Below are 13,278 nucleotides of genomic sequence, written 5' to 3' on the forward strand. Positions count from 1 at the left end.
TCACCCCAAAACCTTAACAAGTTTCAACATTTCTGCAGCATGGCCCTTTGCGTTTACACCGTAAAACGCATGTTGCACCACACCCTGTTTGTCAATAATAAAAGTGGAACGCACAATACCCATACGTTTCACCCCCTCTTTTTCTTTCTCTTGCCATACACCATACTTGCCACATACTTCACCTTCAGTGTCGGCAAGCAGTCTGACAGACAACCCGTGTTTGTCACGGAAAGCGCCATGACTGATGCAATCGTCCTTGCTCACACCTAACACAACCGTATCATAGCGCGCAAAATCCGAATCCCTGTCGCTGAAATCGGTCGCTTCAATTGTGCAGCCCGGTGTATCATCTTTAGGATAGAAATACAGCACAACATGCTTCTTTCCTTTAAAATCGGAAAGCTTGACCGGCTCCATATCAGCGTCCGGCAAGGTAAATCCTGGTGCAGTCTGACCAGCTTGCAACATAATCACTCCTCATCTTTCGATAAGGGAATTCTAACCGATTTTGCTTAACATTAATCCTGAACAGCCATTTTTTTTAATCATGAATAAACATTTATTAGGCGGCATCACCCCGCAAAAATTTCTGAAAGAATATTGGCAAAAAAAACCTTTGCTGATTCGTGATGCCCTACCTGAGTACGCACATCTCCTAACACCCAATGAAATCGCAGGACTTGCCTGTTCAGAAGATTTGCAGTCGCGCCTGGTGACTGAAACGCGCGGCAAATGGCACCTGCGCCACGGTCCTTTTAATGAACAGGACTTTTCAAAACTTCCAAAATCAAAATGGTCACTACTGGTTCAAGGCATTAACAACATCGTGCCAGAGGCATCTGAGTTACTCCATGAATTCAGTTTCATACCACATGCCCGCCTTGACGACATCATGGTAAGTTATGCGCCAAAAAATGGCGGGATTGGCCCCCATGTAGATTCCTATGATGTTTTTCTGCTTCAGGGTGCAGGTCACAAGCGATGGCAAATCAGTGATCAACAGGACAGAAGCCTTATTCCGGACGCGCCTCTGCGTATATTGCAGAACTTCGAGCCAGAAGAAGAGTGGCTAGTCGGTCCGGGAGATTTGCTTTACCTGCCACCACGTTATGCGCACTATGGCATCGCCCAGGATGACTGCATCACTTACTCTGTAGGATTCCGCGCACCATCCGCACAAGAACTAGCCACTCAGTTTCTAGTGTATTTGCAGGACAACATTCAAATTCACGGGATGTATCAGGATCCCGACCTGACTCGCCAGCAACATCCCGCGGAAATAAGCAACAAAATGATTCGAAAAGTGGAAGACATGCTTAAGCAAATCCACTGGAACCGTGACGATATCAGCCAGTTTCTTGGACGCTACCTGAGTGAACCCAAGTCCCATATATTTTTCGACGCGCCCGAACCCCCGCTCTCACCAACTCAATTTAAAAAGCGCTCACATAAGCTTGGCATCCAGCTTGCCCTGCAAAGCCAGATGTTATTTCAAGGACAAACCTTATTTTTAAATGGTGAATCTTTTGAAACCAGCTTGCCAACCACCAACAGCCTGCTCGAACTGGCCGACAACCGTATGCTGCAACCCGGGACGCCTGCAAACAAAGATACAGATGCCTTGCTTTACCAATGGTATTTAAACGGCTATATTGAAATTCAAGAATAATCTGGCGACTGACACATTGACCCAAATTGTGATGACAAATCAACCAGTCCACACGAAGTTAGGGGGGGGAAATGACCTGGAAGCAGCAATTAACCGCGTCATTTCCCAGGCACAGCGATATCTACGCATATTTGACTACAACCTTTCAGAAGGCAACTACAATAGTCCAGACAGGTTCGAGTTACTACGCAATTTTCTGCTTTTAAGCAGAGCCAATCGACTGGATATTTTGCTGCACGACACGGATCACCTTACGCGTTACTGCCCGCGTATGATCATTCTCCTCCAGCAGTTCAGCCACGCCATACGAATCCATAAAATATCGCCTGAAGCCAAGGGCATAGACGACCCTTTCATTATTGCGGATGAATCACATTACGTACATCGATTTCACTACAATAACCCACGTGCTCTGCTCGGCTTACATGACAATCCTGGCACCTTAAAATTAAGCCAGCGATTTGCTGAAATATGGGATACATCAACACCCTCTACTTTTGCAACAACACTTGGTTTATAATGATTGCCGTATTTATATACCATCCATACCGCTAAAAGTGTTGCAAATATCCAACAAATAACTTGTTTTTGCTTCGAACTCCTTAAAGGCACTGGATATTTAATATAGATATGCTAGAATTTTTTAGTCGGTCTGAATATTCGGTCTAATATTTTGGCTTTAGATGACCGATTTACAAGTGGTCTACTGTCATACTTTTTGAATTAAAGGGAACTTAAATGAAATACTCCATCCTGCTCGCCGCCCTATTAGCTGTATCTTTGTCCGCTTGCGGTAAGAAAGAAGAAGCTGCTGCTCCTGCTCCTGAAGCTGCTGCTCCTGCTGTTGAAGCACCAGCGCCAATGGCTCCTGAAGCTGCTGCTCCTGCTGCAGACGCTGCTGCTCCTGCTGCTCCAGCAGATGCCGCCGCTCCTGCTGCAGACGCTGCTGCTCCTGCTGCTCCAGCAGATGCCGCCGCTCCTGCTGCAGACGCAATGAAGAAGTAATTCTTCTCAAGAAAAAAGCCGGCGTATAGCCGGCTTTTTTTCGCCTGAATTTTGCAAACATCAGATTAAATAATCTGTCGCCAGTCAAAACCCATAGTTTGATCAGCCACCCCCACCCAATCATTTTCACAGCCTAAAGCACCAGATAAAGCAGTTTGTGCAAGCAAAGGGGCATTATTTTTTTCACTCAGATGTGCAGCAACAACGTGTTGCAGACGCGTTTGATCCAGTTTTTTTAGTAATTCAGCTGAAACCGAATTTTCCAGATGGCCAAATTTCCCTGAAATCCGCTGCTTTAGCCCCGGTGGATATTTGCTGTTATACAACATATCCGCATCATAGTTACATTCCAGAACAAGTGAATCCAGTCCACTTAACATGGTTTCTATATGAGGGGTTGAACACCCCACATCTGTCAAAACACCCAGACGCTGCTTTCCATTGCCAAAGACGAATTGAACAGGCTCCCGCGCATCATGAGGAACCGGAAAAGGTTGAACTTCTATATCACCGATTGGGAAGGAAGTATGAGCTTCCATTAATTGATATTCAGGCAAACGGGTTGTTGCCGCTTCCCAAACACTAAAAGTGCCATGAGTTAACCAGACTGTTAACCCATATTTCCGTGCAAAACCAGCCACCCCCCCAAGATGATCAGTATGCTCGTGAGTCACTACTATCCCACTTAAATCTCCTGGGGATAATCCCACTCTGGACAACCTTGCAACTGTATCAGCAATACCAAACCCGCAATCTAGCATAACCCGGGTTTGCTTTACTTCCACAACCAGCGCATTACCGGAACTGCCGCTCCCGAGGCTAGCGAAGCGCACCCAAGCCTTCAGATAAGTGCGCTGTACACTGCATTATTTCAACTGCTCATACAGCATATTCAATATTTTACCTGCGGTAGCAGAACGATCTATATTACCGTCTTTACCCAACACCTGTACCAGACTGCCATCTGCAGATTCTTTTACAGAAACACGATACTGTATCTTCTGCTCTTCTTTGTCACTGCCACTGCTGCGCCAGAATGCAAGTTTCGACAAAAATCCTTTCTCCCCCTTGTTACCATCAATTTCAGGGTCAACATAGCGCACATAGTAAAGCCCTTTAGCGCGATCCCGATCTTCTACAGTAAATCCAACCCGGTCAAGCGCCAGTCCAACTCTACGCCACGCGCGATCAAACCGATCGTTTAATTGAAGCCTGGAGGAACCATCGGCCACTTTAGATAAATCCGCCCGCTTTTCAATAGTGCTTGCCGTCAGTATTGTTTTGGCGCGTTCTTGTTCTACACCAAAGCGCACCATTAGGCGCCCCAGCATTTCTGCTTCCAGTTCAGGATCCGCAGGGCGTGGCTCCCAAAGGGTTTCAGTCCCGCCATCACCCCCTTTGATGACTTCATACATGCCACGGTGACTAACGTATATTTCTGTTGTTCCGTTATCTTTCCCGCGTTCCAGACGTGTCCTGAATTTATCTCTTTCAGGCGTAGAATAAAGGCTGTCCAGCACCTTACCCAGTATATTACGAATGGCGTCCTGGGGTATCTTGGCACGATTTTCTGCCCAGTCTGTTTCCATGATACCCGCTTCACGCCGCTCAAGGTTGATGATAAAACCATTTTCCTGCCAGAAATCTTTTACTATCGGCCAAACTTTTTCAGGGCTTTCATTGACTACCAGCCATCGCTGAGATCCAGCTCGCTCAAATTTTACTGTTTTCTGACTGGGCAATAAATCTGTAGCTCCAGCTTGAGGAGCTTTACCTGCTCGTTCCTGATTGTATTCAGAAAGTGTTGCACTGCCTTTGGTTGCCAAATCCGGCACAACAAAGCGATCATCTGTACCTGGCACAGTCAAATCAGGCGGAATTTCAAGGGATGGCAATTTACCGGCAGATTTATAATCAATTTTTTTACTGTCCATGAAAGGAAGTGAACCACATCCAGACAACATTGCCGCTGTTAGCAAAGCCAACGTTCCAAATTGCTTGTAGCCTTTCTTGCTCTTCATTGATTACCTTCCTAAAATTTCAAAATACCTGTCGCCAGGGTATTGCTTATATAGAATAACTTTATAGTCCGGCTTGTTTCATTGCTTGCCGAACCGTTTCATGATTTGATGGGGTAAGCGGGGTAAGGGGCAAACGGATTCCTCCTTCAATCAGGCCCATTTGCTGCACAGCCCATTTAACGGGAATCGGATTGGCCTCTACAAATAATTTCTGATGTAAACCCAATAACTTATTATTGATAGCAATTGCCGCAGCCAAGTCACCAGTAAACGCTGCAGTACACATATCATGCACCAACCTGGGCGCCACATTTGCAGTCACAGAAATCGTACCGTGACCTCCTAAAAGCATCAAAGCAAGAGAACTGGCATCATCGCCACTATAAATAGCAAAATCTGCCGGGGCACGAAGCAACAAATCCGTTCCACGTTCAATGTTGCCTGTCGCATCTTTAATTCCGATAATATTCGGAATATGTGACAAGCGTAACGCAGTGTCATTGCTCATATCGCAAACGGTACGGCCGGGTACATTGTATAGAATCTGAGGAATATCAACGGCTTCAGCAATTGCTTTAAAATGCTGAAACAATCCTTCCTGAGTGGGCTTGTTGTAATAAGGCACTACGGACAAGCTATATTGGGCACCAGATAGCTTGGCACATTGCGTTAATTCAATCGCTTCCCTGGTTGAGTTAGCCCCTGTTCCAGCAATCACCGCAATGCGACCTGCCGATTGTTCTGCTACAACACCAATCAGCTTACAATGCTCATCAAAATCTACAGTGGGTGATTCACCAGTCGTACCCACTATAACTATACCGTCGGTACCTTCCTTAATATGAAAATCAACCAGGCCTCTCAGGCTGTCTATATCCAGACTGCCATCTTCATGCATGGGGGTAACTATCGCAACCAGGCTGCCTTTAAGCATCACGAACTATCCGCACAAAACCGTTAGTTTACCCCATTAATGGCCCACCGGAAATACAAGCCACTTGCTTTACTCAAGTTACTTTTCATCAATCCTGCAAAACACAGTTACATCTTAATGTCTATGCGGCATACAACATTGCTTTTCATCTCTTGGCATGTCATCTGTAAACAACACTTGGCCAGTTATTGCATTGGGTCGAAAAGTTGTACACCCCTTCAACCCCATTGAATAGGCATCCTGATATATCGCCTGAAAGGACTCAAAACTGAATTCCTCAGGGACATTTATTGTTTTTGAAATGGCATTATCTACGTATGTTTGCAGTGCTGCCTGCATAGCAATATGCCTGTGAGGAGGTATGTCTGCCGCACGAACAAAGGCAGGCGTCAGGGGAACATCACCAAACAACTGCCGGTATTTTGCAAAGGCCAAATCATTTACCTTTACAACCATAAAGCTGCCATCAGGGTTACGAACCCGGCGCATGCAACTAAATTCATAAACAGGTTCCAGACCACTGGAAACATTGTTCGCCAAAAGGCTAATTGTACCGGTTGGTGCAATCGCTATCAGATGACTGTTGCGTATCCCAAATTGATGAATATCCTGCTTGATGTCTTCAGGAAGCGTATTAATAAACTCTCCGCTTAAATATGCATCTGCTTCAAATAAAGGGAACCTCCCTTTTTCCTTAGCTAACAATATCGATGTACGATATGCACTATGGCAAATTTGGCGCATTACGCTAGCAGCCAGTTGCAGAGCCGGTTCACTTTCGTAAGGAATCCCCAGCATAATCAAAGCATCAGCCAATCCAGTTATACCCATACCCAATCTTCTGCTGCCAGTTGCAGCTGCCGCCTGCTTGGGCAGAGGAAACAACGACAAATCATAAACATTGTCCAGCATGCGTGTAGCAATAGATGCTGTTTTACAAATCCCTTCCATATCGAGTATTGCACCGGAAGAAAAAGGCGATTTTACAAATGCGGTTAAATTAATTGATCCAAGGTCACATGCACCGCTTGGCGGTAAAGGAATTTCTCCACATGGGTTTGTTGCACTGATATTCTCGCAATAGTGAAGATTATTCAGTTTATTGATACGATCAATAAAAATAACACCCGGCTCTGCATAGTCATAGGTGGAACGCATGATTTTACCCCAAAGCTCACGCGCCTTTAATTTCCGGACAATTTTGCATGAAACCGGACTGGTACTTCCGGACCACACTTTTTCGATATACTCTCCTTCGGCAACACCACTCACTCTCACGGGAAATACCAATGACCATTCCTCATCCATTTCAATGGCTCGCATGAAAGCATCGCTCACCAGTACGGACAAATTAAAATGCCGTAAATCTACCGGATCTCGCTTGGCATCGATGAATTCTTCAATATCAGGATGATCACAACGCAAAGTTGCCATCATTGCACCCCGCCTGTTTCCTGTAGAAAGAATAGTGGTACACATACGATCCCAGAGATGCATAAATGAAACCGGACCAGAAGCAACCTTGCCAACCCGGCGGGCCAAATCTCCTTTAGGGCGCAAGGTTGAAAAATCATAACCCACCCCACCACCATGCTGCATGGTGATTGCACCATCTTTGAGCGCATCGAAAATTCCCGCAAGAGAATCCTCAATCGTATCCATAACGAAACAGTTAAAAAGCGTAACCTGCTTAATTGTTCCTGCTCCTGCAAGAATACGGCCACCCGGCAAGAATCTAAACTCTTCCAGAATTGAATAAAAGCGATGCTCCCAACCTATAGGATCAAAAGTTTCAACGCCAGCAATTGCGTGCGCCACACGTCGCCAAGTATCCTCTACAGTACGATCAGGCTCCATACCCAATTCAAGATTGCGGTATTTTAAATCCCAGATTTTTTTTGAAAACTCAGAATGAAAGTATTGATGGTTCATAAAGGCGTTGTAGCATCACCAGTAATGAAGACCAGAATGGAAACAGGAATAGGCGAGTGCAGATCACTCGCCTGTAATTTTACAGCAAGAATTGCTACATCAAATCCTGGTGCATCAAACCAAGAAAAGCATCTATATCCAGCGTTGCCAGAAAAGCGGGACTAGGGTTTTGTTCACGAGCAGACATATTTATCTGCTGCAAAGCAAGATTTGGTTCTGAGAAAACCGATGAATTAGCCTTACAGTCTACACGCGCAACTTCCGCATTGTAATCAGCAGGACATCCCAACTCAATGGTACCCGAGCACATATCCATGACTATAGCCATTTCACACCTCCTCGCGATTATTCGGAACACAACCTGCGTGTAATTACTATATCGGACTTATAGGGAATAAATAAAGGGGAAAAAGCAATTATTTCAAAAATATTTATTTTTGATGACTATTTTGCGGTCAAAACGCCACAGATTCGTTGGACCTTGGCTGGTTTAGGCAGATTTACGATTTTCTCTTCAAACCCTAGAATACGCAATCTGTCGCCAAAAACTTGCAAAAGCTCACCAGGTTGCAACAAAAAGTCGGGGTTACTTGGCTTTCCATATACCTCATTACCCACAGCAAAAGTCTCATAAATCAGCACGCCCTCTTCCGCTAGCGCTTCCAGCAGATTTGGAAAAAGTGGCCGATGTAAATAATTAGTCACAACAATGCCAGCAAATTCACCTGGTTCAAACGACCACACCCCCTGCTCCAAGTCATATTCCAGAACAGACACTGCATCAAGTCCGTTTAATTCAGTAAGTGCACTGATGTCTTTATCCACCGCGCACACTTCCAATCCCGCTTCAGCAAGAAATAGCGTATGCCTGCCAGAACCTGCCGCCAAATCAAGCACCCGACTACCCGGAGCAATTTGGGGTACCCACCTGACTACCCATTCTGATGGTGGCAACATGCAGGAACTCGCGTATTCAGGGATACTGACTATCATGATTAAGGTGTGCTTGGCCTGGCTTGGCGGAACACTTCAAGCGCTGTGTTTATACCGTCTGTCCACAATCTTTCAAATAGGGGGGGCATGTAGGGTAATGTCAGATATAACAAGAAAAAACCTGCGGTAATAGTCAAAGGAAAACCAACTGCGAAGATGTTCAATTGCGGCGCTGCACGAGTCATGATTCCCAGTGCCAAATTAGTAATCAGCAGAGCCGCGACGATCGGAAGAGAAATCCACACGCCAGCACGAAATATCTCCCCGCCCCATTCGGCAACCGTCCGCCATCCTTGAGCAGATAAAGGCTGAGCAGTGATTGGAAGGGTATAAAAGCTCTCAGAGAGGGCGGTCAGCACCACAAAATGTCCATTTGTGGAGAGAAACATCAATATTGCGAGAAGGCCGGTAAATTGCCCTATAACAGGGACTTGAGCAGCACTGATATGATCAAAGAACGTTGCAAAACCCAATCCCATCTGCAATGCAGCCAAATTTCCAGCCATTTCTACCGCCGAAAACACAATCCGCATCACCAATCCCATTGAAACGCCAATTATTATCTGTTGCAGCAATATCAAAATGCCGGAAGCAGAGCCAAGTTCGACAGGTGGGGGGGGGCCCAATGTGGGAATAAGTACGAGAGTCAACAGAAAAGCAGCACCAATTTTAATTCGTCCCGGCACTGCGCGGTTACCAAAAATTGGATCGGTGCTTACCAATGCCAGAATACGCACAAATGGCCAAATAAAAATGATCAGCCAGGCATTTAATTGTGCTGCTGTGACGGTAAACATAGGCTACTGTAACACGTGTTGATGAGCTATAAACCGGTTATCCCACCAGGCCAGGTATGCTTGAGTATAGTCTTTGTGTGAAATCAACAAGCTGCCCGATCATCCATGACCCAAAAGCAATCATCATAAAGAAAATCACCAATAATTTAGGAATGAAAGAAAGTGTCATCTCATTAATTTGTGTTGCTGCCTGAAAAATACTGACAAGCAGACCTACTGCCAAGGCACTGATCAGCATAGGCGCAGACACCATAAGCGTTATTTGCAAAGCCTGCTGACCAATAGTCATTACACTTTCAGGAGTCATATCAACACCTCACCAAATCAAATTTACTTAAAATAACAAATTCTTCAAACATAGAAACTTTGCACCAGTGAAGCAATCAACAAATTCCAGCCATCCACTAAAACAAACAGCATCAGCTTGAATGGCAACGAAATCATGACCGGTGACAACATCATCATACCCATGGACATAAGCACACTGGCTACAACCATGTCGATAATTAAAAATGGAATAAAGATAACAAAACCAATTTGAAAAGCGGTTTTTAGTTCGCTGATTACATATGCTGGAACCAGAATTTTCATTGAAACATCTTCCGGCCCCTTGAGCGGAGGACTTTTTGAAAGTTTAACAAATAGTGCTAAATCCTCTTGCCTGGTTTGCCGCAACATAAATGTTTTGAGGGGAGCCATACCCTTGTCTAATGCTTCGCTTAGGACAATTTTATCTTCCATATAAGGTTTATAAGCTTCGCCATATATCTTATCCAACACGGGAGACATCACAAAAAACGTCAGAAACAAAGACAAACCTACAATTACCTGGTTGGGTGGTGCCTGCGGTGTACCAACAGCTTGACGTAATAAAGAAAGCACGATGACTATGCGCGTAAACGAAGTCATCATCAATAGAAGTGCGGGCAAGAAAGTCAGCGTAGTCAGAAACAGCAGCGTCTGAATACTGACCGAATAACTTTGCCCACCTCCTGCTGCAGGTGTACTAATAAACGCAGGCAAGCCGGCTTCTGCGAAAGCCCTGACAGGAAAGGTAAAAAAGAAAGCCAATGCTAGCAAAGTGATGCAAAATCGCATTAATCTTTGGTGCTGTACATCAGACAGGTTAAATCGATAATTATGCACTTCAGCCACGTTTTTTTCCCTGCATCGCGAGTTTTAACCAATTTGGGAAAGCGACATCGCTATTTTCGGTTGTTGCTTTGAGATCAGCATCTGGCGGCTTTGGCATAGTATGTAAAGTATTTACTTGACCGGCAGCCACACCCAGCAAAAGCCAAGTCTCCCCGATTTCAACCAGCACAACCCGTTCTTTGGGGCTGACCATCATTCCACCGACCAACTTAAGCATCCCACCTGCGCTAGACTGGCCAGGTCCGATACGTCGCAGCAACCATGCCGTGCCAGCAATTGCAGCTAACACGATGATTAATCCGAACAAAACCTGCAGCATACCACCAGCTGTGGCAGATGAAACAGGAGGGGAGACGGTTGATGCAGGCTGCGCCGCCTGTGCGGTAACGCTAAGCAACAACCAAAGAAAAGACAGCCGGGTGATAGCGTCCCACAGTTTCTTGCCAGACAATGTCATCGTTGAAGTCTGCGTAAGCGCTCTGAAGGGGTAATGATATCAGTCAGACGAATTCCGAACTTATCATTGACGACGACAACCTCACCTTGTGCAATCAAACATCCGTTAACCAGCACACTCATTGGTTCGCCCGCGAGACCATCCAGCTCAACTACTGAGCCTTGAGCCAATTGCAACAAGCTTCTAATCGCAATCTTCGTACGCCCCAGCTCTACTGTAAGATTTACCGGAATATCCAGAATCATGTCAAGATTATTTGGGCTCGCCCCCGCTGCGCCTGGCGTCAATTGCTCAAAAATCTGTGCAGGGGCAACTTTTGGCTGCTCGGGTGCAGCTGCAGCATCTGCTGGCGCTGCTGCATCCTGTTCAGCCATAGCGGCAGCCCAATCATCCTCACCTGACGATGCTGGGGCAGTCTCCTGTTCTGCTAATGCGGCGGCCCAGTCATCAGCGCTAATATCATCGTTCTCAGCCATGCCTGTCTCCCTCAGCAGCTATATTATCTGCTCCGGCCAAAACCTTATTCACTTTAAGAGCATATTGCCCATTCAGAATACCGTACTTGCATTCAAGTACCGGAATACCATCTACTTCGGCCACAATCGCTTCGGGTATATCAAGGGATATAACGTCACCTACTTTCAAATTAACAATTTGTCCAAGGGTAATGGGTGCCTCACCGAGATTTGCCACCAAATTAACTTCCGCATTTTGTACCTGACTGCGCATCAAACTAATCCAGCGCTGGTCTACTTCATTGCGATCTGCCTGCATGCTGCTGTACAACAAGTCCCGAATTGGTTCAATCATAGCATAGGGCATGCAGACGTGAAAATCACCACCACCCGCACCTAGCTCAATATTAAATGTTGTAGTCACCACCACCTCTGTTGGCGTTGCTATGTTTGCGAATTGCGTGTTCATTTCTGATCGCACATAGTCAAACTCAATGGGATAGATAGGATCCCAGGATTTCTTGTACTCCTCAAAAACCACTTTCAGCATATTCTGGATGATGCGCTGCTCAGTAGGCGTAAAATCTCTGCCCTCAACCCGAGTATGGAACCTTCCATCCCCGCCAAATAAACTATCTACCACCAAAAATACAAGATTAGGATCAAAAATAAATAAAGCTGTGCCACGTAACGGGTTCATATGAACCAGATTCAAATTTGTAGGCACTACCAGATTACGTACAAACTCACTGTATTTTTGAACTTTGACAGGCCCAACCGAAATTTCGGCATTGCGCCGCATAAAGTTGAAAAGACCAATCCGGAATAAACGCGCAAAACGCTCATTAATCAATTCAAGCGTCGGCATCCGCCCACGAACGATACGCTCTTGCCTGCCGATATCGTACGGACGAACACCGGAGACAGACTCCTCCCCTTTGGCCTCATCCGGCTCGCCAGTCACCCCCCTCAGGAGGGCATCGACTTCTTCTTGTGAGAGTATGTCGTCAGCCAATTTGAATATCTATTACTGAATGATAAATGATGTAAAAAGCACAGCGAGCACCCCTTCTTTAGGTTTCTTTACGCCAAGCACCTTATTAATCTGTTTCTCAATTTCTTCACTCAACTGTTTTTTACCTTCCATAGTCGCAAGATCTTCAGCCTGCTTGCTGGAAAGCAGGCGCAATAGAACATCACGAATTTCAGGCATGTGCAATTTGATATCTTCACCCAGTTTTGGATCTGAAATTTTTAGGGAGATTTCAGTCTGTAAATAATGCTCTCCACCTGTCAGGTTAACTGTGAATTGCTCTAATTTTTCAAAAACAGGGGGAGCTTCAACCTTTTTTTCCGGTGCAGCATGAGGATCTTTTTTACCTTGCGTGAAATACCATCCAGCCCCGCCGCCACCAGCCAAAAGCACCACCAAAATAATTATCAACATCAGCTTGCCCTTTTTTTTAGGGGCGCCTTCAACTATTTCTTCTACGATTTCTTCTTTTTTTGCTTTGGACATCTATTCACTCCAGCCATTTATCGTGGTATCGCACTACTGCCCAAACGCATCATTATTTTTATAGTTTTGAGAAGCTTTTAGCAACAGTTACTTGTTTACAACACCAGATCAATTCATCAAACACTTTTAACGCTTTATAACCCTAAATGAATTAAAAAACAAGCATTTTGGATCGATAGTTTATGTTATTTATGATTTCAACTTCTAAATATCGCCCGAGATCAATTCAACGCAACCCGAAATCTAATTTAATCGTAAAAAAAGCCGCATACCCTGAATTAAAGGGTGTGCGGCTTTTTTATAATATAGCCAAACGTTCTGTTAAAATTTTAAAACATACT

General features: G+C 45.2%; 17 protein-coding genes. 3 read left to right on the plus strand and 14 right to left on the minus strand.

The genetic code is table 11. The annotated features are described in order from the left end of the window. A complete protein-coding gene (locus EDC63_RS03610; protein ID WP_124947351.1) occupies nucleotides 1–468 on the minus strand; it encodes a peroxiredoxin in 468 nt (155 codons plus the stop codon). Between the two features lie 79 nt (nucleotides 469–547). On the opposite strand from EDC63_RS03610, the gene EDC63_RS03615 reads away from it, so the two are divergent. From EDC63_RS03615 to EDC63_RS03625, 3 genes are all read left to right on the plus strand, one after another. After that, a complete protein-coding gene (locus EDC63_RS03615; RefSeq protein WP_132920882.1) occupies nucleotides 548–1,669 on the plus strand; it encodes a cupin domain-containing protein in 1,122 nt (373 codons plus the stop codon). 31 nt (nucleotides 1,670–1,700) lie between these two features. Further along, the gene (locus EDC63_RS03620) at nucleotides 1,701–2,189 is read left to right on the plus strand and encodes a DUF7931 domain-containing protein (RefSeq protein ID WP_124947350.1); all 489 of its coding nucleotides are present in this window, start codon (nucleotides 1,701–1,703) and stop codon (nucleotides 2,187–2,189) included. 218 nt (nucleotides 2,190–2,407) lie between these two features. Further along, entirely contained in the window at nucleotides 2,408–2,674 is a 267-nt protein-coding gene (locus tag EDC63_RS03625) for a hypothetical protein (protein ID WP_124947349.1), read from the plus strand. Nucleotides 2,675–2,739: 65 nt separating this feature from the next. On the opposite strand, the gene EDC63_RS03630 is transcribed toward EDC63_RS03625, so the two are convergent. The 13 genes from EDC63_RS03630 to fliL form a co-directional block, all read right to left on the minus strand. Next, nucleotides 2,740–3,507 (minus strand): MBL fold metallo-hydrolase, encoded by a 768-nt coding sequence (locus EDC63_RS03630; RefSeq protein ID WP_124947348.1) that lies wholly within the window; start codon nucleotides 3,505–3,507, stop codon nucleotides 2,740–2,742. Between the two features lie 33 nt (nucleotides 3,508–3,540). Beyond that, the gene (gene bamC / locus EDC63_RS03635; protein ID WP_124947347.1) at nucleotides 3,541–4,695 is read right to left on the minus strand and encodes an outer membrane protein assembly factor BamC; all 1,155 of its coding nucleotides are present in this window, start codon (nucleotides 4,693–4,695) and stop codon (nucleotides 3,541–3,543) included. Nucleotides 4,696–4,756: 61 nt separating this feature from the next. After that, nucleotides 4,757–5,629, minus strand: a complete 873-nt coding sequence (dapA, locus tag EDC63_RS03640) for a 4-hydroxy-tetrahydrodipicolinate synthase (RefSeq protein WP_124947346.1) — start codon at nucleotides 5,627–5,629, stop codon at nucleotides 4,757–4,759. A 114-nt stretch (nucleotides 5,630–5,743) separates the two neighbouring features. Beyond that, the gene (locus EDC63_RS03645; protein ID WP_124947345.1) at nucleotides 5,744–7,561 is read right to left on the minus strand and encodes an adenosylcobalamin-dependent ribonucleoside-diphosphate reductase; all 1,818 of its coding nucleotides are present in this window, start codon (nucleotides 7,559–7,561) and stop codon (nucleotides 5,744–5,746) included. Between the two features lie 94 nt (nucleotides 7,562–7,655). Continuing rightward, a complete protein-coding gene (locus tag EDC63_RS03650) occupies nucleotides 7,656–7,889 on the minus strand; it encodes a hypothetical protein (protein WP_124947344.1) in 234 nt (77 codons plus the stop codon). A gap of 116 nt (nucleotides 7,890–8,005) precedes the next feature. Next, nucleotides 8,006–8,554, minus strand: coding sequence for a class I SAM-dependent methyltransferase (locus EDC63_RS03655; protein WP_124947343.1), 549 nt, complete (start codon nucleotides 8,552–8,554; stop codon nucleotides 8,006–8,008). Nucleotides 8,555–8,556: 2 nt separating this feature from the next. Beyond that, the gene (fliR, locus tag EDC63_RS03660; protein WP_124947342.1) at nucleotides 8,557–9,351 is read right to left on the minus strand and encodes a flagellar biosynthetic protein FliR; all 795 of its coding nucleotides are present in this window, start codon (nucleotides 9,349–9,351) and stop codon (nucleotides 8,557–8,559) included. A gap of 37 nt (nucleotides 9,352–9,388) precedes the next feature. Next, on the minus strand, nucleotides 9,389–9,658 hold the full coding sequence (gene fliQ / locus EDC63_RS03665; RefSeq protein ID WP_124947341.1) for a flagellar biosynthesis protein FliQ: 270 nt from the start codon (nucleotides 9,656–9,658) through the stop codon (nucleotides 9,389–9,391). Between the two features lie 44 nt (nucleotides 9,659–9,702). Next, nucleotides 9,703–10,449, minus strand: coding sequence for a flagellar type III secretion system pore protein FliP (gene fliP / locus EDC63_RS03670; protein ID WP_124947981.1), 747 nt, complete (start codon nucleotides 10,447–10,449; stop codon nucleotides 9,703–9,705). A gap of 49 nt (nucleotides 10,450–10,498) precedes the next feature. After that, nucleotides 10,499–10,963: a flagellar biosynthetic protein FliO gene (gene fliO / locus EDC63_RS03675; RefSeq protein WP_124947340.1), complete on the minus strand. Its 465-nt coding sequence runs from the start codon at nucleotides 10,961–10,963 to the stop codon at nucleotides 10,499–10,501. Continuing rightward, on the minus strand, nucleotides 10,960–11,439 hold the full coding sequence (gene fliN, locus EDC63_RS03680) for a flagellar motor switch protein FliN (protein WP_124947339.1): 480 nt from the start codon (nucleotides 11,437–11,439) through the stop codon (nucleotides 10,960–10,962). Before fliN ends, fliO begins: the two co-directional genes overlap by 4 nt. After that, nucleotides 11,432–12,433 carry a flagellar motor switch protein FliM gene (gene fliM / locus EDC63_RS03685; RefSeq protein ID WP_124947338.1) on the minus strand — a complete coding sequence of 334 codons (1,002 nt, stop codon included), beginning with the start codon at nucleotides 12,431–12,433 and terminating at the stop codon, nucleotides 11,432–11,434. Before fliM ends, fliN begins: the two co-directional genes overlap by 8 nt. A 12-nt stretch (nucleotides 12,434–12,445) precedes the next feature. After that, entirely contained in the window at nucleotides 12,446–12,937 is a 492-nt protein-coding gene (gene fliL, locus EDC63_RS03690) for a flagellar basal body-associated protein FliL (protein ID WP_124947337.1), read from the minus strand. Between the last annotated feature and the right edge of the window lie 341 nt (nucleotides 12,938–13,278).

The sequence above is a fragment of the Sulfurirhabdus autotrophica genome, from assembly GCF_004346685.1.
Taxonomy (GTDB): Bacteria; Pseudomonadota; Gammaproteobacteria; order Burkholderiales; family SMCO01; genus Sulfurirhabdus; species Sulfurirhabdus autotrophica.